At 37.5% G+C, this 25,158-nt stretch carries 29 protein-coding genes and 1 rRNA gene; 11 read left to right on the top strand and 19 right to left on the bottom strand.

All coding sequences use genetic code 11. From position 1 onward, the window contains the following. Both MMB69_RS24170 and MMB69_RS24165 read right to left on the bottom strand, forming a co-directional pair. Positions 1-107, bottom strand: a 16S ribosomal RNA gene (locus tag MMB69_RS24170); the annotation flags it as partial. A gap of 341 nt (positions 108-448) precedes the next feature. Then, positions 449-1,315 (bottom strand): nucleotidyltransferase-like protein, encoded by an 867-nt coding sequence (locus MMB69_RS24165; protein ID WP_221784405.1) that lies wholly within the window; start codon positions 1,313-1,315, stop codon positions 449-451. 222 nt (positions 1,316-1,537) lie between these two features. Between MMB69_RS24165 and MMB69_RS24160 the strand changes: the two genes are divergently transcribed. Continuing rightward, positions 1,538-1,897: a YgzB family protein gene (locus MMB69_RS24160; protein ID WP_014461817.1), complete on the top strand. Its 360-nt coding sequence runs from the start codon at positions 1,538-1,540 to the stop codon at positions 1,895-1,897. Positions 1,898-1,919: 22 nt separating this feature from the next. Here the strand turns inward: MMB69_RS24160 and perR are convergent, their stop codons facing one another. From perR to MMB69_RS24130, 6 genes are all read right to left on the bottom strand, one after another. Continuing rightward, entirely contained in the window at positions 1,920-2,354 is a 435-nt protein-coding gene (perR, locus tag MMB69_RS24155) for a peroxide-responsive transcriptional repressor PerR (RefSeq protein ID WP_013055172.1), read from the bottom strand. A 254-nt stretch (positions 2,355-2,608) separates the two neighbouring features. Further along, positions 2,609-3,079, bottom strand: coding sequence for a thioredoxin-dependent thiol peroxidase (gene bcp / locus MMB69_RS24150; protein WP_013055171.1), 471 nt, complete (start codon positions 3,077-3,079; stop codon positions 2,609-2,611). A 69-nt stretch (positions 3,080-3,148) separates the two neighbouring features. After that, complete coding sequence (locus MMB69_RS24145; protein WP_013081554.1) at positions 3,149-3,541, bottom strand: ion channel; 393 nt, start codon at positions 3,539-3,541, stop codon at positions 3,149-3,151. Between the two features lie 92 nt (positions 3,542-3,633). Next, complete coding sequence (locus MMB69_RS24140) at positions 3,634-4,419, bottom strand: ABC transporter permease (protein ID WP_221784406.1); 786 nt, start codon at positions 4,417-4,419, stop codon at positions 3,634-3,636. Between the two features lie 9 nt (positions 4,420-4,428). Further along, complete coding sequence (locus MMB69_RS24135) at positions 4,429-5,220, bottom strand: ABC transporter permease (protein WP_221784404.1); 792 nt, start codon at positions 5,218-5,220, stop codon at positions 4,429-4,431. Beyond that, a complete protein-coding gene (locus tag MMB69_RS24130; RefSeq protein ID WP_264408816.1) occupies positions 5,213-6,226 on the bottom strand; it encodes an ABC transporter ATP-binding protein in 1,014 nt (337 codons plus the stop codon). Before MMB69_RS24130 ends, MMB69_RS24135 begins: the two co-directional genes overlap by 8 nt. Before the next feature lie 202 nt (positions 6,227-6,428). On the opposite strand from MMB69_RS24130, the gene MMB69_RS24125 reads away from it, so the two are divergent. Both MMB69_RS24125 and MMB69_RS24120 read left to right on the top strand, forming a co-directional pair. After that, entirely contained in the window at positions 6,429-7,727 is a 1,299-nt protein-coding gene (locus MMB69_RS24125; RefSeq protein ID WP_121946198.1) for a glutamate-1-semialdehyde 2,1-aminomutase, read from the top strand. A 549-nt stretch (positions 7,728-8,276) separates the two neighbouring features. Beyond that, entirely contained in the window at positions 8,277-9,365 is a 1,089-nt protein-coding gene (locus MMB69_RS24120) for an FUSC family protein (protein WP_045291961.1), read from the top strand. Positions 9,366-9,400: 35 nt separating this feature from the next. Here the strand turns inward: MMB69_RS24120 and MMB69_RS24115 are convergent, their stop codons facing one another. The 5 genes from MMB69_RS24115 to fabL all read right to left on the bottom strand — a co-directional run bounded on the left by MMB69_RS24115 (position 9,401) and on the right by fabL (position 13,644). Continuing rightward, positions 9,401-11,152 (bottom strand): ABC transporter ATP-binding protein, encoded by a 1,752-nt coding sequence (locus MMB69_RS24115; protein WP_277448538.1) that lies wholly within the window; start codon positions 11,150-11,152, stop codon positions 9,401-9,403. Positions 11,153-11,321: 169 nt separating this feature from the next. Beyond that, positions 11,322-11,858, bottom strand: a complete 537-nt coding sequence (gene ntdP / locus MMB69_RS24110; RefSeq protein WP_221784401.1) for a nucleoside tri-diphosphate phosphatase — start codon at positions 11,856-11,858, stop codon at positions 11,322-11,324. 195 nt (positions 11,859-12,053) lie between these two features. Further along, a complete protein-coding gene (locus tag MMB69_RS24105; protein WP_014461824.1) occupies positions 12,054-12,314 on the bottom strand; it encodes a YgaB family protein in 261 nt (86 codons plus the stop codon). A 189-nt stretch (positions 12,315-12,503) separates the two neighbouring features. Then, entirely contained in the window at positions 12,504-12,797 is a 294-nt protein-coding gene (locus MMB69_RS24100; RefSeq protein WP_050688503.1) for a gamma-type small acid-soluble spore protein, read from the bottom strand. Positions 12,798-12,894: 97 nt separating this feature from the next. Then, the gene (gene fabL / locus MMB69_RS24095) at positions 12,895-13,644 is read right to left on the bottom strand and encodes an enoyl-[acyl-carrier-protein] reductase FabL (RefSeq protein ID WP_013055160.1); all 750 of its coding nucleotides are present in this window, start codon (positions 13,642-13,644) and stop codon (positions 12,895-12,897) included. A 116-nt stretch (positions 13,645-13,760) separates the two neighbouring features. On the opposite strand from fabL, the gene MMB69_RS24090 reads away from it, so the two are divergent. Then, complete coding sequence (locus MMB69_RS24090; protein ID WP_014461827.1) at positions 13,761-13,985, top strand: hypothetical protein; 225 nt, start codon at positions 13,761-13,763, stop codon at positions 13,983-13,985. A 34-nt stretch (positions 13,986-14,019) separates the two neighbouring features. On the opposite strand, the gene mutY is transcribed toward MMB69_RS24090, so the two are convergent. After that, positions 14,020-15,114, bottom strand: a complete 1,095-nt coding sequence (gene mutY / locus MMB69_RS24085) for an A/G-specific adenine glycosylase (RefSeq protein WP_221784399.1) — start codon at positions 15,112-15,114, stop codon at positions 14,020-14,022. A 232-nt stretch (positions 15,115-15,346) separates the two neighbouring features. Between mutY and MMB69_RS24080 the strand changes: the two genes are divergently transcribed. Beyond that, positions 15,347-16,327 (top strand): metal-dependent hydrolase, encoded by a 981-nt coding sequence (locus MMB69_RS24080; RefSeq protein ID WP_028410120.1) that lies wholly within the window; start codon positions 15,347-15,349, stop codon positions 16,325-16,327. 63 nt (positions 16,328-16,390) lie between these two features. On the opposite strand, the gene MMB69_RS24075 is transcribed toward MMB69_RS24080, so the two are convergent. Then, positions 16,391-16,660: a YfhJ family protein gene (locus MMB69_RS24075; RefSeq protein ID WP_013055156.1), complete on the bottom strand. Its 270-nt coding sequence runs from the start codon at positions 16,658-16,660 to the stop codon at positions 16,391-16,393. Between the two features lie 135 nt (positions 16,661-16,795). Between MMB69_RS24075 and MMB69_RS24070 the strand changes: the two genes are divergently transcribed. Next, the gene (locus MMB69_RS24070; protein ID WP_016762865.1) at positions 16,796-16,951 is read left to right on the top strand and encodes a small, acid-soluble spore protein K; all 156 of its coding nucleotides are present in this window, start codon (positions 16,796-16,798) and stop codon (positions 16,949-16,951) included. 78 nt (positions 16,952-17,029) lie between these two features. Here MMB69_RS24070 and MMB69_RS24065 read toward each other — a convergent pair whose 3' ends face one another. Next, a complete protein-coding gene (locus MMB69_RS24065; RefSeq protein ID WP_013055154.1) occupies positions 17,030-17,344 on the bottom strand; it encodes a YfhH family protein in 315 nt (104 codons plus the stop codon). 82 nt (positions 17,345-17,426) lie between these two features. On the opposite strand from MMB69_RS24065, the gene MMB69_RS24060 reads away from it, so the two are divergent. Continuing rightward, positions 17,427-18,080, top strand: coding sequence for an SDR family NAD(P)-dependent oxidoreductase (locus MMB69_RS24060; RefSeq protein WP_221784398.1), 654 nt, complete (start codon positions 17,427-17,429; stop codon positions 18,078-18,080). Between the two features lie 71 nt (positions 18,081-18,151). Here MMB69_RS24060 and MMB69_RS24055 read toward each other — a convergent pair whose 3' ends face one another. Both MMB69_RS24055 and recX read right to left on the bottom strand, forming a co-directional pair. Continuing rightward, a complete protein-coding gene (locus MMB69_RS24055) occupies positions 18,152-18,286 on the bottom strand; it encodes a hypothetical protein (protein ID WP_258873763.1) in 135 nt (44 codons plus the stop codon). A 134-nt stretch (positions 18,287-18,420) separates the two neighbouring features. Next, entirely contained in the window at positions 18,421-19,230 is an 810-nt protein-coding gene (gene recX / locus MMB69_RS24050) for a recombination regulator RecX (RefSeq protein ID WP_221785775.1), read from the bottom strand. Between the two features lie 97 nt (positions 19,231-19,327). Here recX and MMB69_RS24045 point away from each other — a divergent pair, with 97 nt between their 5' ends. The 4 genes from MMB69_RS24045 to MMB69_RS24030 all read left to right on the top strand — a co-directional run bounded on the left by MMB69_RS24045 (position 19,328) and on the right by MMB69_RS24030 (position 22,454). Further along, positions 19,328-20,230 (top strand): TIGR01777 family oxidoreductase, encoded by a 903-nt coding sequence (locus MMB69_RS24045; RefSeq protein ID WP_221785774.1) that lies wholly within the window; start codon positions 19,328-19,330, stop codon positions 20,228-20,230. A gap of 61 nt (positions 20,231-20,291) precedes the next feature. Next, positions 20,292-21,419, top strand: a complete 1,128-nt coding sequence (locus MMB69_RS24040) for an amidohydrolase (protein ID WP_221785773.1) — start codon at positions 20,292-20,294, stop codon at positions 21,417-21,419. A gap of 255 nt (positions 21,420-21,674) precedes the next feature. Further along, complete coding sequence (locus MMB69_RS24035; RefSeq protein ID WP_013055149.1) at positions 21,675-22,235, top strand: GNAT family N-acetyltransferase; 561 nt, start codon at positions 21,675-21,677, stop codon at positions 22,233-22,235. A 102-nt stretch (positions 22,236-22,337) separates the two neighbouring features. Beyond that, positions 22,338-22,454, top strand: a complete 117-nt coding sequence (locus tag MMB69_RS24030) for a YfhE family protein (RefSeq protein WP_013055148.1) — start codon at positions 22,338-22,340, stop codon at positions 22,452-22,454. Positions 22,455-22,878: 424 nt separating this feature from the next. Here MMB69_RS24030 and MMB69_RS24025 read toward each other — a convergent pair whose 3' ends face one another. Next, a complete protein-coding gene (locus MMB69_RS24025) occupies positions 22,879-25,020 on the bottom strand; it encodes a PAS domain-containing sensor histidine kinase (RefSeq protein WP_277448536.1) in 2,142 nt (713 codons plus the stop codon). Positions 25,021-25,158: the final 138 nt, after the last annotated feature.

Here is a 25,158-nt window from a genome sequence, read left to right as displayed (position 1 = left end):
TCCGCCGCTAACGTCATAGAAGCAAGCTTCTAATCAGTTCGCTCGACTTGCATGTATTAGGCACGCCGCCAGCGTTCATCCTGAGCCAGGATCAAACTCTCCGAAGAAATGTTTGACTTGCTCAATTAAAAAATAAAATTTAACGTTGACGTTTGTCGCTTTGTTCAGTTTTCAAAGTTCAACCGCCGCTCTTAAGCGACTTTTTAATCTTACCAGTTTACCTCTTTCTTGTCAACAACTTTTTTAAGAAGTTTTTTCAAGTTTTTGATAAATTTAGTATCGCTCATTGGCGACGTATATAAATTTACCACGGATATTTTAAAGCGTCAATAGATTTTTTAAAATAAATCGTGTTTTTTTAGAAAAACCTTTTATCCAGGCTATAAAGTCATATGTCAGGGTATCTATACGTCATAACCGCACCTATCAGATACCCTTTATCTCTCTATCATTTCGCCACATAGTGTCTATGGTACAAACTCTTTCCTTTGGTTTCTACTTTTTTCACCATAACGATATCTTTTTCAATTAAAAACTCAAGAAGTATTCCTAAATCAATAGCATAAGGGCGTATTTCGGGATGATGAACCAGTTCATTAAACGTCCATTCCTGCTTTTCATTTTTCATAATATGAACAAGATGCTTAGCACCCAATTCAGTTTTTTTATTTACTAGAAATTCACTCGCTAAGAAAAGTAGCTCTAAACGCTTGCTAACCTCTTCTTGGCTAATAATTAGTTCTTCGTAAAGACGATGAATTTCAGGTTCTATTTTTTTCACTTGATTCCATACTGTCACTTCTGGATGAAATCCATTTTCTAACACAGACAGTCGGGCTAAATGATGAAGAGCATGAATGACATGATTGAATGCATCTAAATAATGATTAGACGTATAAAAGTCTTTTCCTTCTTTAAATCGGCGAATCAACTTAGCAAACTCCACACCTATTCTCTTTGTTCGATCTTCTCTAGGGAAATCAATTAAGCGGTTCTTTAAGTTTTCCATATATTCATTTCGATCAAATAGCACTTTACCATTTAAGATCCAATCAATGATACGGCGATTCGTCCCATTCATAATCCATTCACTCATTTGCTGTTCAGAAGCCATATAAAGTGCCGCACGCTCATTTTCATATTCGTATTGTTTAATAAAAAGAGAAGTTTCTGTAGTTTTGGTCACAATAAATAAGATAGCATCCAAATTATCTGTCACTGGAGATTCTGATTTCTTTTTTTCAATCAGTAAAATACCTAGTGTATCTTTATTGCTAGCTCTTTCTTGATATATTGGCCGTAAAACATCTTCCATTTTGAGCTCTCCTAACTGTAATAAACAAATATTTTTCAAAATTTTAAAGGCTATGAACTAAGATTTCTTTTTTTATTATATACGATGTATAACGGATATCCCACTCAGAATTATGGAAATCATTCAGAAAGCTCAAAAACCAACGATAATTTTCCGAAGATTCAATTTTTATTATCATTCACTGTCTCACTCTATGATATATTGGTAACAGGGGGGATACTGATGGGGATAAAGTATTCAAATAAAATTAACAAGATTCGCACGTTTGCACTCAGCCTGATCTTTGTTGGTTTCATTGTTATGTATGGGGGAATTTTCTTTCGGTCTTCAGTCTGGCTAATGACTATTTTTATGCTTCTGGGGTTGCTGTGCATCGTAGCCAGTACGGGCGTTTATTTCTGGATTGGCATGCTTTCTACAAAAGCGGTTCAAGTAACCTGCCCTACATGTCAAAAGCAGACAAAAATGCTAGGGCGTGTAGATATGTGCATGTATTGCAACGAGCCGCTTACGCTTGACCGGTCTCTTGAAGGAAAACAATTCGATGAAAAGTATAATAGGAAAAAACAAAAAGAAAGCTGATAGTATCACTACTATCAGCTTATTAATGCGCTTTTTTAGCCGTACAATCAGGACACGTTCCGTAAATTTCCATTCGGTGGTGACTAATATCAAAGTCAGTAATATGAGCAGCCAGCTTTTCTACTTCGTCTAAACCAGGATAATGAAAATCCACAATTTTTCCGCAGCTTTCGCAAATCACATGATAATGCTCTGTTGTAACATAATCAAACCGGCTTGATGCATCACCATACGTTAGTTCCTTTACAATACCTACTTCGCGAAATACTCTTAAATTATTGTAAACGGTTGCTACACTCATATTTGGAAACTTACCTTCCAGCGCTTTATAAATATCATCTGCTGTTGGATGTGTCATTGAATTGATTAAATACTCTAAAATAGCATGACGTTGTGGTGTAATACGAACGCCAGTACCTTTTAACGTTTCAAGGGCTTCTTGTAAATGATTTGACACGTCATGCACCCCTCTTCTGTAAGTATTATTACTTTATAATTCTTATAATTAGTCTACATGTTTTACCCACGTTTTGTCAACTTGATGCCTATTCCTATTTTATGTAATAAGTAGAAATTATTCATATATTTTATGCAAAAAAAGAAGTGTGGAAATCAATCCACACTTTTAAATATATTAACATCTGAGGAGGTATGCCCTACACTGATATTGTATGTTTAAAGACTAAAACTGCTCTAGTTATCTGCCTGTTTTTATGCCATTTTTTCTTTAATAAACGATAATGCTTCTTCCACATGCCCTTTTACCCGTACCTTGCGATACTCTTTTACGAGCATTCCTTCTTTATTAATGATAAAAGTGGAGCGTTCAATGCCCATATATTCTTTTCCAAAGTTTTTTTTCAGTGTCCATACTCCATACTCTTCAGCTACGCTGTGATCTTCATCAGCTAAAAGTAAGAATGGAAGGCCGTGCTTATCAATAAACTTATGGTGTTTGTCGATTGGATCCGGGCTCACTCCTAGAATCACCGCATCTAGCTCTTCAAAATTTTCATGCTGATCTCTGAAATCACAGGCTTCTGTTGTACAGCCTGGCGTCATATCTTTGGGATAAAAATACAGCACAACGTTTTTTCCTTTCATCGACGCTAGTGATACTTGCTCTCCATTTGTAGACATCAATACAAAATCGGGTGCTTTTTCTCCAACTACAGCTGTCATATTTATCTTCTCCTTTACGCTTTTCATTTTCTTTGAATAGCGTACCCAATATTAGATAAGATGACAAGTTTAAGTGCGGGTAACAGTTCGCATCACAAAGATTGCAGGCATAATATAGCCGATAAACGCTTCAAAAGTTGCAAATAATTTCCCAATTCCAACTGGATACATATCTCCGTATCCTACTGAAAATAAAGTTGCTGCGCTGAAATACATGCTGTTAAACAGCGTATAAAAATAATGACCTTCATGTTCAAACCCTCCGCTTAACACTGGAATACTCCCCATCTCACACACTGTATAAATAAGGCTAAATCCCAATAAAACTGTAATATATGAATAAAACAAGACAAAGAAATGGCCGATTGAGAAAAAATGAAATTCTCCAAGTTCTTTTTCAAAGAGAAACTTCATACTACCGATTACAAAAACAATGATAACGAGGATTAGAAAAATAACCATCATTCTACTCCTTTAATTTATACTCTATTACCACTATACGCGCGTTCTTGTCCATTCATTACTACTCCGAAGCCACGAAAAAGAGCAGGCATTTAATTGCCTGCTCCTCTGTATTTTTTGACACCTGTATTCCATAAGAAGATAGAGATTGTAAAAAAAATGATTCCCATTACTGGGGTTAAAAATGCATATCCGTACCATTCTGACCTTCCTAAAAAATAAGCAGCTGGATATACGCCTACAAATGCAAAAGGAAGAATCCACGTTAAAACATAGCGGATGACATTATTGTAAATATCTACGGGATACCTTCCGTAGTTTCCAATATTATAAATAGTAGGCATAATGGAGGTTCTGGCATCCGACCAAAAACCTATACTTGCTAAGGCGATGAAAATTCCTGCGTATACAAGCGCTCCTCCTAAAATAAATAATAGAAAAATAAAAACATCATACCACTGGAAATGAAGATGTAAAGAAGACGCAGCGTAAGCCATTACGGCAATCCCTGTGATACCACCAAACAATGATTCTAGTTCCATCCGCTCTAAAATAACTTGAAACAAACTGTGAATCGGCCGCGTTAAAATTCGGTCCATTTCTCCTTTAACAATGTAGCGCTCGTTGAAATCCCAAATGTTAAAGAAAGACGAAAAAATAGCAAAAGGAACTAAAAAGAAACCATAAATAAAGATAATTTCCTCTCGTGACCATCCGTGCAGCGACTGAGTATGACCAAATACAACTAAAATAAAAATTAAGTTAACCGCTTGAAACAATAAGTCCGATATGATTTCAACTACCATGTCGGTACGATACTGAAGCCTTGTTTTCATATATTGACCAATGTACTGAAAGAAAATCGAAAAATAAAACATTTTCATAGACTACCCTCCTTGAATAACCATTTTTTTCTTCGCTATGTTCCACAAGCATGCAATAGGAATAAACAAAAGTCCTGACCAAACTGCTTGTGTGATAAGAGCATTTATTACTTCCTGCCCCTTAAATCCATTTGTGAAAATCATGCTCGGAATATAACTAATGGCTTGAAAAGGGAAATAGCTCATAACATGTTGCGCCCAGAAAGGGTAGAAACTGATGGGCAGAAGAAGTCCTGAAAACAAATCAATAACAACGCGCTTCGCTCGAATGAGTCCATCATTGTTAAAAAGAAAGAAAGTCGTAATACCCGTTAATAAATTAATTTGTGTATTGATAATGAAACTAAAAATTAAAGACAGTCCAAAATAAAGCCATGTTGCTGCATTTGCTGAAAATTGTACTGGAAATAAAAACGCGACAATAATCATGCCGGGCACTGAGAAAAACAGCAGTCGAAAAATCCCTTCTCCCAGTCCTTGCATCGTTTTCATACCAAGGTAGCTGTATGGTTTAATTAACTCTACAGCCACTTTGCCATCTTTAATTTCCGTTGCCATTTCACGGTCAATGTTATTAAAGTAAAAGGCTCTTGCCATCCATGAAACGGCTACATACGTTGTCATTTGAGTAATGGATAAACCTTGAATATTCTCTTTTCCTCCATAAATAGCGGACCATAAAAAATAGTAAGCACCAATATTAATTGCATAAATCAATATTCCGCTGTAATAATTCGTCCGATACGCTAGCATCATTAAAAAACGAATGCGTATCATCTCTATATATTTATCCATTCACAACACCTTCTTCATAAATGTTGCGGATGATTTCTTCCGTCGAAATTTCTTCAATGTTAATATCGCTGATTTCATGCTTTGCCACCACTTTAGCAATCAGCTGCGACATTAAGTCTCCTTTATTTTGAAGCTGCGCTGTCCACAAATATTTTTGATCACCTTCAATCCAGTTAACAGGCATTCCTTGCGTCAATAGCTTCAACTGCTCTTTATTTGGCGCAGCTCCGAATTCAAACGTAATCTGCTTAAGGTCGCCCCAGTTCGAACGCAGCTTTTGCAGCGATCCATCATAAATAATACTGCCTTCATCCAGCATTACAACGCGTTCACATAAAGCTTCAATATCTGCTAAATCATGTGTTGTAAGCAAAATCGTCGTGTTGTATTTTTCATTAATTTCTTTTAAAAATTGGCGGATTTTTAATTTAACTAGTACATCTAAACCGATCGTCGGTTCATCTAAAAATAGAAGCGGCGGATTATGAATAAGAGCAGCAGCCAGCTCACAGCGCATTCTTTGACCTAAAGAAAGCTTTCGCACCGGCTTATCTAGCAGCGGCCCGATATCTAACGTTTGAATAACGTGCTCCATGTGAGCGTTATAATCTTCATCTGACACTTTGTATACTTTTTTTAACAGGCGAAAAGATTCTTGTACGGCGATATCCCACCACAGCTGAGAGCGTTGACCAAAAACTACCCCAATCGTTTGGGCAAACTTTTCTCTTTCTTTATGAGGGTTCATTCCATTTACGGTAATGTCGCCTGCAGTTGGAGTTAAGATCCCTGTTAGCATTTTGATTGTGGTTGATTTCCCCGCTCCGTTTTCTCCTATATACCCTACCATTTCCCCTTGTTTTACGGTAAACGAAATATCGTTCACAGCTTTCATGACTCTATAATTACGGGTAAATAAATCCCGGAATGCCCCTTTAAGGCCAGAGCGGCTAGAATAGGCTTTAAATTCTTTCCGAAGTTGATTCACCTCAATAGCATTTTTCATTGTATTCCCTCCGTTACGTCGACGTATTAGTGGTTTCTTTTATTGTTTCCGGCGCCCTTGCTAGCAACTCCTCCAAGAGACGAGGAACTATTTTCTAGCAGTTAGCTCACAAATTTCTATCATACACGTTCTCGAATGTTTTTCAAGAAACAAATAAGTTTGATAGAATAAAGAAGTTGAACTTTTCATTAGGAGGCATAACATGCAATTTACAAAATCAGAACAATTACACGCTGAAGCGCTCGAACATATTGTAGGCGGCGTTAACAGCCCTTCACGTTCATATAAAGCCGTAGGAGGCGGAGCGCCTATTGCAATGGAGAAGGCAAGCGGAGCTTATTTCTGGGACGTTGATGGAAATAAATATATTGACTATTTAGCAGCTTATGGTCCTATTATTACGGGACACGCTCATCCTCATATCACGAAAGCTATTACAAAAGCAGCTGAAACGGGTGTTCTTTACGGTACGCCAACTGCTCATGAAGTCACATTTGCTAAAATGCTCAAAGAAGCGATGCCCGCATTAGATAAAGTGCGCTTCGTCAACTCTGGAACAGAAGCCGTTATGACAACGATCCGTGTAGCACGCGCTTATACTGGACGTGATAAAATTATTAAATTTGCAGGTTGCTACCACGGCCATTCTGACCTTGTATTGGTGGCAGCTGGATCTGGTCCTTCTACACTCGGCACTCCTGACTCTGCTGGTGTACCAAAAAGTATCGCTAACGAAGTCATCACAGTTCCTTTTAACGACATCGAGCCTTACAAGGAAGCATTAGAAAAATGGGGCGATCAGATTGCAGCTGTTTTAGTAGAACCAATCGTTGGAAACTTCGGAATTGTTGAGCCAGAACCAGGCTTTTTAGAACAAGTTAATGAATTAACTCACGAAGCTGGAGCACTTGTTATTTACGACGAAGTTATTACAGCGTTTCGCTTTATGTACGGTGGAGCTCAAGATTTACTTGGTGTAAAACCTGATCTCACTGCCTTTGGAAAAATCATCGGCGGCGGCCTTCCAATCGGAGCTTACGGCGGTAAAAAAGAAATCATGGAAAAAGTGGCGCCGCTTGGACCAGCTTATCAAGCAGGTACAATGGCAGGAAACCCAGCTTCTATTCTTTCTGGGATCGCTTGCCTAGAAGTACTAAAGCAAGAAGGTGTTTATGAACAATTGGATAAGCTAGGGGCGATGCTCGAAGAAGGTATTTTAAAACATGCTCGTACATATAACATGCCTATTACCATCAATCGATTAAAAGGCGCTCTTACTGTCTACTTTACAACAGAAACGGTCAAAAACTATGAACAAGCAGAAAATACAGACGGCGAATTATTTGCACGCTTCTTTAAACTAATGCTCCACCAAGGTGTCAACTTAGCACCTTCGAAGTATGAAGCATGGTTCCTTACTACAGCTCATACAGAACAAGATATTACCGACACATTAGAAGCAGTAGAAAAAGCATTTAAACAATTAAGTGAAGAACGCTAATTCTTATTCTAAAGAGGCTGAGATAAAAGGATTTTAGACGAAGTAAAAAACGAACCATTGATCAAGATGTTTGATTAGCGGTTCGTTTTTTTTGTTAGGGTAAACGTAGGTTTCATGTATGCAGGTCTTTCTAGCAGCTGATTGGAGGGCAAGTCGAAGACTCCTGCGGAAATCAGCTGCTGTGTCACGAGCGATTCAGCTCATGTATCCCCTTTATTCGTCTTTAGATTGGATTTATTTCGTTATGTCTCAACCTCTTTTTCGTCTTACCTTTGGGTTTCCTTATAGAACTTTCCCACCTTTCATAACCATTTCTTACGCGTCATCTCCTTTTTGTCAGCCTGTCGAAAAATCCCGAGAAATACCCTTATTTTTCTGCTTGTTTTCTCTTGATATCCATTCTTAAACCTTGTATAGTATGTTATTGTTTATATTATTTCCAACAGGTTATGTAATAAAGAAGGATTGATTTTTGCAATTTATTATTTGTTTTGGGGAACATTCTTCATAACGAAAAAACTTTTTTACAGAAAGGAACTACGAACGCACATGAAACTTGGTGCCCGCATCTTAAAAACGGGAATTGCCATTACACTTTCATTGTTATTAGGTGAATTTCTAAGTTTACCATCTCCAATATTTGCGGCAATTGCGGCAGTTTTTGCAATTCAACCGTCTATTTACAGATCTTATTTAACAATATTGGAGCAAATACAGGCGAATGTGATTGGAGCTGCTTCTGCAGTTTGTTTTGGACTTATTTTTGGTACCCATCCCATCATTATTGGTTTTACCGCTGTTGTTGTCATCGCAGTCAACTTAAAATTACGTATTAATAATACAATTGGGCTTGCGCTTGTGACAGTAATTGCAATCATGGAAAATCCAGGAGATAATTTCGTTGAATATGCACTTATACGCTTTGGTACAGTGTTACTTGGGGTATTCTCAGCATTTATTGTCAATCTTATTTTTATTCCGCCAAAGTATGAAACAAGATTGTATTATAAAATTGTAAGCACAACGGAAGAAATTATTAAATGGATTCGCATGAATCTTTATCACGCATCTGAGCACACATTGTTAAAAGAAGACATTGAAAAAATGAAAGACAATGTGGCTAAAATGAATCAAATCTTTGATTTTTACAAAGAAGAACGCACTTATTCAACCAAAAAACGTTTTGTTAAGTCACGCAAGCTCGTTTTATTTCGTCAAATGATTACCGTAACAACACAAGCTCTTACAACCTTGAAACTACTTCACCGAGTAGAAAATGATCTTCAAGTCATGCCGCAGCAATTTCAAGATTTAATCAAATCTGAAGTTGAGTGCCTGTTAATGTATCATGAGCAAGTATTATTAAAATTCATTGGGAAATTACGCGTACAGCCAACCACTACTGTACCAAACGAAGCCTGCGTTGGAAAACGAGCTTTAATCGATAAATTTATGCAGTACAAAATATACGATAATGATGAAGAGAATAAGGTTATTTATCATATCTTCCCTTTAATTTCCGTCATCATTGAGTATAGTGAAGAGTTAGAGCATCTTGATAAGCTGATTGATACGTTTCAAAACTATCACAAAGATGATAACTCATTTGATATTAATCATCAGCGACAAGAAGATTAAAAACACCACCTATTGTTAGACAATAGGTGGTGTTTTTAAATTGTATCAAGCTGCTGAACGTTAAAGAGCTGATAGTAATGACCTTTTTTCTTAATTAACTCCTCATGAGAACCTCGTTCGACTACTCTTCCATTTTCTAAAAGTACAATTTCATCAACATGAGTAATTGTAGATAAACGATGGGCTACAATGAAGGTGGTACGGTCTTTTGCTAGTTCAGCTAATGCTTCTTGAATATAGTGCTCACTTTCCAAATCTAGAGCTGAAGTGGCTTCATCAAAAATAAGAATAGCTGGATTTTTTAAAAATACGCGCGAAATGGAAATACGCTGCTTCTGTCCCCCTGATAGCTTCATTCCCCGCTCTCCCACTTTTGTATCATATCCTTCGGGCAAATTCATAATAAAATCGTGGGCATTTACGGCTTTTGCCGCAGCAATTACTTCTTCATCTGTCGCTCCTGGCTTTCCAAGCAGTATATTGTTTTTAACCGTGTCGCTAAACAACACCGTATCCTGCAGGACGATTCCAATCTTATCTCGCAGGCTGCGTACTTTATAGGTTTTGATATCAATGTCATCAATGAGAATTTTTCCCTCTGTCACATCGTAAAAGCGCGGAATTAAGCTGATAAGCGTGGATTTCCCTCCTCCGCTCATTCCAACAAACGCAACAGATTTTCCTTTTTCTACATCTAAATTAATATCATGAATCACGGGTTTTTCTTCTTCTTCATAAGCAAATGAAACGTGCTCAAACTGAACCTTTCCATGAAGCTCAGTGCATTCTTTTGCATCTTTCTTGTCTGTAATATCGTATTCTTCATCAATGAACTCAAACACCCGGTCCATAGATGCAACAGACTGCGTGAGCGTAGTCGATGAATTGACCAAGCGGCGAAGCGGATTATATAAGCGGTCAATGTAGGCAACAAATGCTACCATCGTTCCTACGCTAAGACTTTCTGTGATGACTTGATATCCAGCAAATGTAATCACGATTAAAGGCGCCAAATCGGTAATGGTATTTACTACTGCAAATGTTTTTGCATTCCAATTCGTATGATTGATTGCTTTTTGTAGAAAATTTGAATTTTGCTTATCAAATTGCTTCTGCTCATGAGGCTCAATAGCAAAGCTGCGAATAACAGAGATCCCTTGAACCCTTTCATGTAAGTGCCCCTGCACTTCCGCTAAAGCCTGCGAACGGACTCTTGTTAAATGGCGAAGACGACTGTAAAAATATTTTACAGAGAACGCATAAACCGGCAGCAAAATAATCGATACCAGTGTTAAAGGTACATTCATCGTAAACATAATCACAATGGCTATTACAATCGTCATCATATCAAGCCATACGTTCATTAAGCCTGTGATAACAAAGTTTTTTGTTTGCTCTACATCGTTAATGACTCGTGAAATTACTTCACCTGCTCGCGTATTTGCATAATAACGTAAGCTAAGCTTTTGAATATGGCTAAATAGCTGATCACGTATATCATATAGTACTTTGCTCGATACCCATTGAGCATAATACTGCCTGTAATATTCAATGGGAGGTCTTAACACTAAAAATACAACAAACGAAATCCCCATAATCGTCACCATTTTATGAACTTTTTCAGAGGAAGACATGCCATGTCCATTTACGATATCGTCCAACACATATTTCAAAAGCAGCGGAATTAATAAAGGAATAGCAAATTTAATAATACCAATTAAGACAGTGCCGACAATTTGCCATTTGTATGGCTGTACAAACTTCATGTAGCGTCTTATACTTCCCATAAAATCTCCCCTTTCTATCTATGAGGGCAAGCTTTCTTAGTATATGTACACACGTCGATTTTTTAGTGCTTTTATCTCTTCTAAAAGATGGTGAGCATAACGCCAAAAAGAACATTATATCAAACAGTCAGCTTTAGACGGCCTAACATAATGTTCTCTAGATCATTCATCAAGAATGCCGATATGTTAAAAAACGCTCATACCAAATGTCAATGAAATCTGGAGCAAACGGGCCTTTTCGCTGTCGAATCCAACCTTTTAACTCCTCGACGTGATTATGTAAAATACGGTCAATCACTTCTGGATAATTCATTTCTTTTCGATGCTTCTCATATTCATCTTCATCAAGAAGGGTATATGTCATATCTGGATAGACTTTGATATCTAAATCATAATCAATATATTTGAGCGCTTCATTGTCATCATAAATGAACGGCGAACTGATATTGCAGTAATAATAAATTCCATCTTCACGGATCATCCCAATGACGTTAAACCAATGCTGAGCATGAAAATAACAAATTGCAGGCTCTCTTGTGACCCATGTTCGTCCATCTGATTCTGTAACGACCGTACGATCATTTCCTCCAATCACTAAGTTATTGGTTGCTTTTAATACGGTTGTCCGATCCCACACGCGATGAATATGTCCATTATGCTTGTAGCTGTGTATTTGAATTGTTTCTCCTTCCACCGGAATTCCCATCTCCAATACCTACTTTCATTTTAGCACTTAAAAAAATTCATATAACGTCTCCATTTGTCTTATGTTTATTATAACGGTTTCTCTCTCATTTTAACACAAATGTGCTAACCTTCTTGAGTTCAAAAAAGTCACTCCCCCTACTTTTCCTTTGCTTGGCAGCCTTAAAAAAGAGAGGAAGTGACACATCAATGTTCATTAAGCAAGTGTAGAGCAAGCCCCTTCACTTTTATATGTACGAATAATGTCTTCGGTTTGTGCTTCAAACGTCAATTGAATCTCTTTTAATTTTAGTTTCATTTCACTAATTTCATCTTGCACAGAATGAAGTTTTGCTTCTTCATGAAGTTTTACTAGTTCACCTTCGATTTCCTGACAGCGCTCAATCTCAGACTGCAAAAACAGAAGTTGATCCATGGTCTCCAATTGTTGAGTCACTAGCTGATCAAATTTTTTCATACGATAGCTCCTCCCTATTTGCTTTAACCATACACGCGGCACTTCTGTTAACATTCTGTTTAGGTGAGACAGATTCCTTTGACGAGTTGTGTAAAGTTTCAAGAAGTTTTGTCATACTTTGTTGCTTTTTATATAAGAAAAAGCGAACTTAACATCGCCGTATGAAAGACGTTAAGTTCGCTTTTGGTATTAACCTTGGTATTTACTAGAGTTTTGGTTTTTCTTCGCTTCAGCTTGTGCGTTTTGTTGTCTCACTTCTTGAGCACTCGTTTCGCTAGCAAATTCAGTACCGAAGTTGTTTTTAGATGCTTGAGCATTTTGGCTTTTGTTTGCCGCTGCTTGAGCATTTTGTTGTTTCACTTCTTGTACATTTGTTTCGCTACCAAATTCAGTGCCGAAGTTGTTTTTAGAAGCTTGAGCATTTTGTTGTTTCACGTGTTGTGTGCTTGTACCAGATGCTGTTTTGTTTGTTTGTTTTGCCATTGTAATCACCTCCACGAAAATTAATATGCCCGGGAGGTAAATAGGGTATGCAAACTTTTTTCAGTATTTTAAGGCGCAAGCAAAAAACACATTTACCTTACATTAAAAGTGAACGCCCTCCGTCAATAATAAGCGTTTGACCGCAAATCATATTTGCTTGATCGGACACTAAGAACATAACTGCATCTACCATGTCTTTTGGCTCCACCATACGACCAGCTGGAGTATGCTTGCGTGCATCATCTAGAAGCTCATCGCGATTTGGGAAATGTTTTAGTGCCTCTGTATCCACAGCCCCTCCAGATACAGCATTTACCACAATATTCTTTGGAGCCAGCTCCACTGCTAAATAGCGGGTCAACGCTTCTACAGCAGCTTTTGACACGCCTACTGTTGTATAATTTTCTAAGTAGCGAATAGACCCAAGCGAACTGATGGTAACAATCTTTCCTCCGCCTACTTTTTCCATACGTTTAGCCGCTTCTTGTGCACAGAATAAATATCCTTTGCTGTTAATATCCATTGTCCAGTTCCAGTGAGTTTCTTCCAATTCCATAATAGGACGTAAAACTCCTGACGCTGCATTACTTACAAATACGTCTAAGCGACCGAATACTTCATCAATTTGCTCAAACATTTCTTTAATTTTTTCTACTTTTCCTACGTTTGCTTTAACAACTAATGCTTCTCTGCCTAGTGCTTTGATTTCTTCTGCTACTTCCTGCGCTGCACTTTTGCTTCGTGCATAGTTTAATACAATATCGTATCCTTCTTTAGCCAGACGTAAGGCAATTTCTTTACCAATACCTCTGCTGCTTCCCGTAACTAGTGCTACCTTTTGTGACATGATGTCATCTCCCTTATGTATCGTATTATCTTTACATTGTACTGATTTTATCGCATAAGAAACAAGTAATATAGAGAAAATAGATAAAACTTGATGAAATGAACGAGGTGAATAGAATGTATGTAGGTAGAGACATGACGGCTCTTTCAATGATTTCTAAAAGCGAGTGGAAAGACAGTGAGCTTGCGTTTTTCCATCACTCTTTACAGCAAATGACGCCGTATTTAAATGCTGAAGGACAAAGTATTCATCAGCAAATTATTAAAGAAATTGAAGCACGGGGCGGGTTACAGCGCCACGAAGCAGATTACACACACGGCACGCATGTATCATATGATTAAATAAAAAGAAGCGTGGAGTTTATCCACGCTTCTTTTATTTAACAAGTACATATTCTTTTAAGATTTTTTGATGGGAAACAGGAAATGCATATTGTTCTAAATCTTTTTCAGAAACCACTTTCAAATTTTTTAATGCACTGATATCACTTACAAGCTCTGCTTCATATACTGTGATGTTCCAGACGATATGAGAAAACACGTGCTGAATTGTGGTAAACGGCGCATGAATTTTAATATCGGCTCCGTACTCATTTTGAATAAATGCCTGAAGCTGCTGATGATCTGGGGCTATACTAAGGTCTACTTCTATATTTGGAAATTCCCATAGGTTAGCTAAAAGTCCTTTGCTTGGACGTTTATGAATCAGATAATTTCCTTCCTCGTCTCTAATCACCGCTGCAGCAAGCTGAAGAGCACGCGGCGCTTTTTTCTTTGATTTGACAGGAAGCTCATTCTGCACTCCTTCTTCAAACGCGCGGCAGTGTTCGCGAACTGGACATAACAAACAGGAAGGAGAAGTTGGTGTACAGACAATGGCACCAAGTTCCATCATGCCCTGATTGAAATAAGAAGGGTTATCTTTTGAAATAATTTCATGCACGATATCTTCAAACAGCTTTCTTGTTTTCGGTTTTGCAATATCATCCCAGACGGATAAAATGCGCGATAGCACACGCATGACATTTCCATCTACAGCAGGCTGCGGCACTCCGTATGCAATACTTAAAATGGCTCCTGTTGTATAAGGGCCTACTCCTTTTAGTTTAGATATTTCTGCTGGCGTATTTGGAACTTCTCCCCCGTATTGTTCGTGAACTTCTCGAACGGCGGTTTGCAAATTACGGGCACGGGAATAATAACCTAACCCTTCCCACGCTTTTAACACATCATCTTCATTTGCATAAGCTAAGTCTTTGATAGTGGGAAATTTGCTAATAAAATTATTAAAATAAGGAATGACCGTATCTACTCTCGTTTGTTGAAGCATAATTTCAGATACCCACACCTTATAAGGGTCCTGATCTTGACGCCAAGGTAAAATGCGCTGTTCCTGCTCAAACCAAGAGATTAAGTCATTTTGAAATGCTCGAATATCAAAATTTTGTACAATATCTTTACTTTGTTTCACGTCATAGCCTCCGAGGTATTAACTATACATATACAATGTGTTGCTTTTTGAATCTTAGTAACTTTATGATAACCTTATAACAACTACAAATATGAATAGTAAAATGAATTGTTCAAATAATGAATAAAAACAGCTAATTTGCTGCGTTAGTAATAAAGCGAGATTTTTTATCAAGCTTTCATGCTTAATTAGACTAATTTAAGCTTGTCATCTTACAAAGGAGGAGTTCGCTCTGGATACTGGTACACACATTGCAATGGGAATCGCTTTAGGCGGCCTTGCAACATTAGACCCCACTGTATCTGCGAATACAGCCACAATGGATGCTGTAATGATTGGCGTAATGGCCGGGTCATTAGCACCTGATTTAGACACTGTTTTAAAGTTGCGAAACAATGCACAGTATATCCGCAATCACCGTGGAATTACACATTCTATCCCGGCTGTTATTTTATGGCCTTTGCTTATCGTGCTCATTCTTTCGCTTCTGCTGCCAGGAGCTAACTTGCTGCATCTCTGGATGTGGACCTTTGCAGGCGTCATTATTCACGTTTTTGTTGATATCTTTAACGCTTATGGCACGCAAGCTTTACGGCCTTTCACAAATAAATGGATTGCGCTTGGCGTAATCAACACGTTTGATTACGTGATTTTCTCAGCTCACGTACTTGCGATTTTAATCTGGTTTATCGGCGCAGAGCCAGGACCAACATTTATTACGCTGTATGTGTTATTGGCGTTTTACTATGGATTGCGCTTTTATATGCGCCACCAAATTGCCAAGAAGCTTCGAAAACAGTTTCCCGATGTTATCAAGCTCAATATCTCTCCTACAATGCGTTTCACTCACTGGCACTTAGCTGTGACGACCGAAAAGTATTTTCATGTAGGAAGAGCAATCGGAGAAGAAATTTTTATTTATGATACGTTTGATAAAGTTCCAATACCCGAATCAGCCGTAATTGAAGTAGCGAAAAAAGATGAAAATTTATCTGCTTTTCTTTCATTTTCACCTATTTATAGATGGGAACTGGATGAATATAACGACCACATTGAAGTGCGCTTTATCGATTTGCGCTACCGCAGCAAGGACTACTATCCATTTGTAGCCGTAGTCCAGCTTGATTACGATTTAAATATCATTTGTTCGTACACAGGTTGGATTTTCAGTGAGAAAAAATTGCGTAAAAAGCTTGATTATCTCCCGCACTAATCATAACAAGAACAAATATGAAACCCAAAAACGAACCGTCTGCTCAAGACGGTTCGTTTTTATTTAATGTTTTAAATAGTCATCGTTATTTAATAAATGCTGATATTTAGGGTTTTTAACCGCGATTTCATGAAGCTTATCACCGTAGCTGTTAATATACATCGTAACAACCTTTTCCGTTGCTTCTTTCCCTTTATAATCATATCCGGCTTTTGCGTAAGATGACTCAAAATCTTCCCAGAAAAGCTCGACCCACGTACGTGCTTGAGCATATGAAAGCGAACTATTTTTATTTAAGAGCTGATTCGTTAATCTTTCAAATATATCGTTCATAAGAACACCTCGATTACCAAAATTCTTTATGAGTATGTTTGCACTTTTAACTTACACTATAAATGCGGAGTTATTCACTCCCTCATGTACTATATCATAACCGCAACGCTTTCTGTTGTAAAAGGAGAGGTATCGATGCGCAATAAAGCAAAAGATTTTACAAACCAACATCATACTAAGCTTGAAGGCGAACCTCGAGCAAAAGCTGAGTACGCTTCAAAACGTGCAAATGGAACGATCAATACGCATCCTCAAGAACGTATGCATGCTTCTAATGAGCGCGAAGAATAACCCCTTGCTTTACGTTTAAAAATAGAGTGAATATAGAAATCAAACAAGCAGCACACTTCGTGCTGCTTGTTCATCCCTTTATTTTTTCAACATGGAAATAGGAAGTGCCTCTTCGTTTTGCGGTGAGCCAAGCCTAAATCCCCACGCAAAAACTCCGTTCATATAATCAATTTTAAAATATGAACCCGGATCTCCTTGAATTTCATATACTTCCCCTGCTTTAAACGTTTCGGGATCCAATAAATATGACCTAGCCATCGTTACTTTTCTTTCTAATACTGCATACTCATTGACCATGCCAAGCTGTTCAGCTTTTCGTGCTTTTTCTTGAAGAGACCCAATTTCTTGTTGAAGTTCATACGTCGTCATATCGCTGTAACGTTTTTCAGACATGCTGTTTTCCCCCTTGTTTGCTTTCATTTTATTATAACAAAAGGTATAACTAAAGGGAGACTATGAAAAGGGAGTTTTGGGAATGAAAACAGTGCTAATCACAGGCGGTGCGACGGGTCTTGGAAAAGAACTCGCAAAACTTTACGCAAAAGACTACAACGTCATTCTAGCTGGACGCAATCACCATAAATTAAATGAGGCGCAGCATGAGCTAGGAGACAACGTATCTACGATGTCTGTAGATATTACACAGTATGAAGAAGTAGGAAAATCTGTAGAAAAACTGCTGATGCAGCATTCAGTAGATATCCTTATCAATAATGCAGGCATTGGACATTTTGGTCCTTTGACGGATTATACAAAACAAGCAATCGATGAAGTCATCGATACAAATGTAAAAGGAACTATTTTTTTAACGCAAGCGCTTATGCCTCATCTCTTGACGAGAACTGAACCTAAAGTTATGAATATCATTTCAACTGCAGGACTTCGCGGGAAAGCCAATGAAAGCGTCTATGTGGCAAGTAAATTTGGCGTAAGGGGATTTACAGAAAGTTTAAAAGTGGAGTACCAAGATACCAACCTTCATGTGATTGCAGCTTATATGGGAGGCATGAATACTCCTTTCTGGGATCACAACAACCATATTAAAGATAAAAGCCGCTTGCGCTCAGCTTCAGAAATCGCTGAGATTATTTATAAACAGCAGAATGACTCAGAAGATATTTTGTTTTAAAAAGATTGAAACATAACTACATCCATCTAAAGATAAACAAATTGTATAGATGATCTTATAAGAATCTCTTGTTACACGGCGGTTGATTTCCGTGCAAGACTTCGCTTTCCGCGGGCGGCCGGTGAGCCTCCTCGTTGCTTACGCTCCTGCGGGGTCTCACCTGTTCCGCTTTTCCCGCAGGAGTCTCTGTCTTGCCCTCCAATCAACCGCTAGTAGCAACTAAATACTTGAAGCTTATGTTAAGCATCACAATAAAAAAATCCGAACGAGTTGGATTCTCCATCAAGAATCTCGATTCATCGTTCGGATCTTCCTTCAACTAACATACTTTTTCCCCGCTCTATTCCTCTTCAATAGAATCTAGAAATGATTGAATTTGTTCAATGGAAAATCCTTTTCTATAAAGAGCCTGCTTCATTTTTTGCTGATATTCCCAGCCTTCATACTTTGAAAAACGACGATGAGCTTTCATTCCTTGATATTGCAGAGCTTCCCAAACCTCATCACTTTCTTTTTCTGTATCCGTTCGCTGAAATGCTTCTTGAATAACAGAAAACGAATAGCCCTTCACTGCCAATGCTTGTTCCATTTTTTGTTTCATCATCACTTGAGATAATTTCTTGTATTTCCCTTTTAACTTTTCAATTAATTTTACAGCAGTTTGAATTTGCTGTTCTTCAGGGTATTCACATAAACTAAGGGTAATAATGGAATCAGAAATCCCCTTTTCTTTTAATTCTCTTTGAATCACATTTGGTCCTTTTGATGTCGTGTTCATCTGAGTTAACACAAATGCTTTTGCAAACTCTTCATCATTTAAATAACGGTGGCTGACTAGTTTCTGAATAACTTGTTGAATAATAGTAGAGTTAATTTCTTTTTTCTTTAAATAATCATGTACCTCTTTTTCAGAGCGCATTCGATAAGATAAGTAAGTGATCGCTAAATTATAAGCTTTTTTCTCATCATCTGCGTACTGAATTTCCGTTAATTCAAATTCATCAAGCTCACGACCTTTTTTTAAGTCATATTTGATGAGGACATTTTCGTCAACACCAAAGCCAAACTCTTCACCTTTACCGTAATCTAAATACACATTATAACGTTCACCGCTATTCTTTTGCGTTGTGATCTTTGTGACAACAGGCATTAACCTTCACCTCATATTTCTTATTAAATTGATGGCTGAAGAACCGCCAAACGTATCATACACATTTTTATTTATCTCAATAAAGGAGGAAGTTCGTATGAAAATTGTTATTGCTGGAGGAACTGGATTCGTAGGGAAAGCTTTAACAAAACATTTTTTAACACAAAAACATTATGTATATATTTTAACACGCAATGCAGATAAAGCTGCAAGAGATCCGAAACTTAAATATGTAGAGTGGATGCAAGAAAACAGCCAACCTGAAGAGCATGTAGAAGGAGCAGACGTTTTTATCAATTTAGCTGGCGTTTCACTTAACAGCGGCCGCTGGACGGACGAGCGCAAAAAAGCCATTGTGGAAAGTCGCCTTTCTTCTACTCAAGAAATCCTTCGTATTATGGCTGCCTTGCCCGAAAAACCGTCACTTTACGTAAATGCAAGCGCCGTTGGTTATTACGGGACATCAACCAAAGAAACGTTCACAGAAGCTTCTCCATCCATCGGCACAGACTTTTTAGCTGAAACGGTAAAAAAGTGGGAAAACGAGGCCCTAAAAGCGATGGAACTCAATATTCGTACTGTCTTAACAAGATTCGGCGTTATATTAGGGAAAGATGGCGGAGCACTTCCTTCTACGGCCCTTCCTTATAAATTATTTGCAGGAGGAACAGTCGGTTCCGGAGAACAGTGGATGTCTTGGGTACATCTTCAAGACGTCGTGAAGATCATTGATTATTGTATCCATACCAAACAAATAGAGGGACCTGTTAATGTAACTGCCCCGAATCCCGTTCAAATGAAAGAGTTTGGAAAGACGATTGGCAAAGTCTTAAATCGCCCTCACTGGATGCCCGTACCTAGCTTTGGCCTTCAACTGCTGATGGGAGAAATGAGTATGATTATTTTGAAAGGACAGCGTGTTTTACCTGAAAAATTGATTCAACAGAATTACATTTTTACATATACTGTATTAGAAGATGCATTGCGAGATTTACTCTAGTTATTTTCTGATATTTACCTAAAACAGGTGACTAAGCTGCCGATAGATAGGAGCATCCTTTATGAAAACCATTCTCTTGAGAAATGCAACGCTCTATCCCATTACGTCAAAACCTATTTATAATAATGATGTGCTCATTCAAGATGGAAAAATTGTTTTAATTGGGCCAAACTTGCAGCCTCCTCTTCAAGTAGAAGTTATTGACTGCAAACAGCGCTATTTATTCCCTGGATTTATTGATGTTCATACACATCTAGGACTATATGATGAAGGAACCGGCTGGGCCGGAAATGATGCTAACGAAACAATCGAGCCTATGACTCCCCATATCCGAGCTTTTGACAGCGTACATCCTTTAGATCCTGGGTTTAAAGATGCCATTGAAGCGGGTATTACGTCTGTACACATTATGCCTGGAAGTGCAAATGTGATCGGAGGTACAACGTCTGTTATTAAAACAGCCGGAACAAGTATTTCTCAAATGTTGATTCAAGAGACAGCTGGACTTAAGATTGCGCTAGGAGAAAATCCAAAACGAATCCACAGCCATGGCAATAAAGAATCCATTACACGAATGGGTATTATGGGGATGCTGAGAGAAGCCTTTTATCATGCAAAAAGCAGTGACAATAAAGATGATTTGCGAATTAAACCACTCATTCAAGCGCTGAATAGAGAGATTCCCGTTCGAATTCATGCTCACCGAGCCGATGATATTCTATCAGCTCTGCGCTTAGCAGATGAATTTCATTTAGACGTTCGTATTGAACACTGTACAGAAGGTCACTTAATTGCTAAAGAGCTAGGTGGAAGAAATTTAAAAGTAAGCGTGGGACCAACTTTAACACGCCGCTCAAAGATTGAATTGAAAAATAAAACATGGAAAACCTATCAAGCTCTCTGCAATGAAGGAGTAGAAGTTTCCATTACAACAGACCACCCTTATACGCCCATTCAGTACCTAAATATTTGTGCATCCATTGCCGTACGTGAAGGACTTGAAGAACAAAAAGCATTAGAAGGCATCACGATTGCTGCTGCTCGAAATCTCCGTATTGATCAGCGAATCGGCAGTATCGAAGCAGGAAAAGACGCTGATTTAGTACTATGGAGCCATCATCCCTTTCACTACTTAGCAAAGCCTATTTTTACCATGATAAATGGTAAAATATTATTTAAAAAAAATTAACATTTTACCTATTTTCTTTTTTAATTTTTTTTAGTATGATACGTTTAGAAGCATGTGAATTTCACAAAAGCATAAACATCACACGTTGACTTTTTATGTTTGTTGACTTGTAATGGGAAGGCAAATGGTGCGCCACCAGGTAACTGGTTCTAGTGGGTTCGATTCCCACCCCGAAATTTTTTTAATTATTAAAAAATTTCGAGGGTGGGGACTTGATTGGAGTCTGTATATACCCTCGATCAGGAGGGAAAAGTTATGTTAAAAAAACGTGACCTAAATGACTGTCAATCTCTATACGAACTCATGGTACATCCTGATGTCTTCCCTTTTGTTCGTCATAAAGCCCATTCCTATGAAGAATTTTTATTTGTGACTAAACAAACGATGGAAGCAGAAGATCATGGAGAAATTATTTCTCGCACGATTTTAGACGAATGGGGTAACCCTATCGGCACCATTAATTTATTTGATGTACAGGACCAAGCTGGTTTTTTAGGCACTTGGCTTGGCAAACCGTTTCATGGAAAAGGATATAATCAAATTGCAAAAGAAGCGTTCTTTAATGAACTGTTCTTTGAGTTAAATATAGAGCGAATTTTTATGCGAATTCGTAAAATTAATATTAGGTCTATTAAGGCTGCAGAAAAACTGCCTTATGCAGTACTTGCGAATGAAACACACAAAGCTTTATACGATGAAATTAATCAACATGAAGACGTATACGATTTATACGAAATTCCAAAAGACTTGTATACATTATACTACTTGCGTCACGAACAAGACGTTCAAGAAGATCACCAGCTTAAAGAAGCGTAAGAGTCTCTCCGTGTAACGGAGAGCTTTTTTTTATGATTAAAAACGAGAGATTCTGGAAAAAATAAGTAACATGATCGAAAAACGTTAATTGGAGGTTTTTTTATGTCTGAAAAAAAACGAAAAGAAAACGCAAAAAATACGTTAAGTAGCGCTCAAGAAATCTATTACGGCCGCGAGTTTAAAAAAGCAGACCGTGCAGGCGGCTACACGAAAAAATAAGTGAGGCAAAACATCTCTATCCAACGCTTGATCATCCCAACGTCCTTTCTGTACACTGTGTATCGGAAGGACGTTTTATATTATGTAAAAATAATAACACGAAGATTTCAAGCGTATGATTTACGTTTTTTTAATACTCTATTATATCCACAAAGTTTACCCACAATTATGTGGATAATGTGCATAACTTTATTGGATATTCATATTACCGCTTTCATAACTTGAAATGACAGTGGGTAATTTTTATGTAAATTTTCTGAAAAAATGTGAATAATGTGGATAAAGTTGTGAATATCCTATACAATTCAGCAGTTAACTTCTTGTTAACCTGTGGATATCTTCTTTAGTACTTTCATTGATTTTAGTACCATCAAGGCTTTCGATATATTATAAGTATAATAATAAAAAGTAGGGGAAACTTCCCCTACTTTTTTATTATTGGAAACAATATATCCACACTTGTTCCTTTATCTAACTGACTAGAAAACGTCATCTGCGCGTGGTGAGCTTTAATAATCCGATAGCTGACCATCAGCCCTAAACCTGTACCTTTTTCTTTTGTACTATAAAAAGGCTCACCTATCTTCGCTAACCGTTCAGGAGGAATACCCTGTCCTTCATCAGCAATCTGCAGCCAAAGGTGGTTTTCTTTTGCTTTGATAGTAATATGAATACTCCCTCCTTCAGGCATTGCTTCGATAGAGTTTTTAATAATATTAATAAATACTTGTTTTAACTGATTTTTATCTCCATACACCTTTGGTAACTGGTCGTCCCTTTCAAATATGAAAGCTACTTCCTTTTCTACTGCTTCAGGTTCAAGAAGTGAGCACACTTCTTGAACAAGCGCTTGCATATTCAAAGATTCAACCTTCATTACCTGAGGTTTTCCTAACATCAAAAATTCTTCTACGATTCCATTCATTCGTTCTAATTCAGTTTCCATGATATCTATATACAAAGCATCTTTAGGATGTTGTTCTTTTAATAAGTGAACAAAACCTTTTAAAGAAGTTAAAGGATTTTTGATTTCATGAGCCACTCCAGCTGCAAGTTCTCCTACAACGGCCAGCTTCTCAGAAGTTCTAAGCTTCTCTTCTGCTTTTTTACGCTCCGTAATATCTGTCGATACGCACAGCATTTGAATCACTTCCTGTTTTTCATTCATAATAGGAAGTTTTGCTGTTTCGACCCAGCGCCTGTTTCCTTTCGAATCTTTAAACTGTTCTTCTAATACCATCCCTTTTTGCGTACAGTTTGAAAACGCCCCTTTATATAAAAGATCTGATTGAATGTTGAACTGATATTTATCAATTGATTGTCCAATCAAGTCATCAGATTTTTCACCTAAGAGCATCGCAAAAGACTCATTAACAAGAATGAACTCTCTTTTTTGATTAATCGCATAAATATAGCTTGGATTAATATCAATGACTTGTCTTAAAAATGTTTTTTGTTCCTGCAGCTGATTTTCTTTTTGCTGTAAATTTGCTTTAGAATGGCGTATATAGCTAATCATTTCATTAAACTGTTTAGATAAAATACCGATTTCGCCCCGCTCAATTTCTCGTTCCGGAATTTTTTGATTAAAATTCCCGCGTGCTACTTGTCCCGCCAATTCATATAGTTTATGAATTGGATTCACAATTTGCCTTGCATATAACGCAGTAAAAAAAGAAAGCAGTAAAATCGTAACACCTGAAACGATCCAAAGCGTTTTTTCAAACATTTCATAAGGCTTGTAAATTTCTTCAACGGGTAACTGAGCAACTATCCCCCAATTAAGAACAGGAATATATTCAAATGATGCAAAGAAATAGTTTCCTTCGGTGTTCACAACGCGCTGATATCCTGATTTATGATTCATCGTTTCTCGGACGATTTCATTTTTACTAGCACTTTCACCAATTCGCTGTTTTTTTGGGTGAGAAATGATTCTACCATTTCGGTCTACAATAAATGTATAGCCGTTCTCTCCTATATCGAACGTTTGAAAGATGGATTGAAAACTTTCATTTTCTTCAATTCGCAGCGCTAGATTTACGACCTTTTTTACATTTTGCTGCCCATCCAAAATAGGAATAGCCATCACCACAATGTAGTGCTTTGTATCTGCTGAAACGACATCGCTTAAATATATTTTTTTGGTTCGCAGAGCTTCTTGAAAATATTTTCTTTTACTTAAGTTCACATGTTGCATATTCTTTAAATCATTCGGGTAATAATGCTCAACATACCCTTTTACATTAAAAATGGTTCCGCTATCGATATACGGTGAAATATTAACTATTTTCTGCAATTCTTTGTCTATTTCTTGTTCATCATCCGATAAAAAAATAGGATCTTGCTGTACCTCGTCGCCCAGGTTCCAAATATCTTTAATGACGACGTTAATTTGCTCTTTCATTCTCTTGACGGTTTTATCAGTTACCTGTCGATATTGATCTTGAGAAATATTAGGCAGCATCACTCTTGAAACAATAAACATTAGCGTTAATACGGTACAAATAAGAAGCACATTAATCGTGAAGATTTTCCAAAACGTATGAGATTTAAACCATTTCATGTTTGTTCACCTTAATCTAATGAAGTCTACCTTCATTGTACTCCAAAATGAAGACTTTTCCATGTAAATGATAGAATTCCATCTTTAGACATAGAAGAAAATCATTTGGTTCTACATTACTATCAGAAAACTATGAGC

The organism is Priestia sp. P5, from assembly GCF_029522155.1.
GTDB classification, from domain to species: Bacteria; Bacillota; Bacilli; order Bacillales; family Bacillaceae_H; genus Priestia; species Priestia megaterium_E.
Note: the sequence above shows the minus strand (reverse complement) of the source record. Positions and strands in the feature narration are given on the sequence as shown.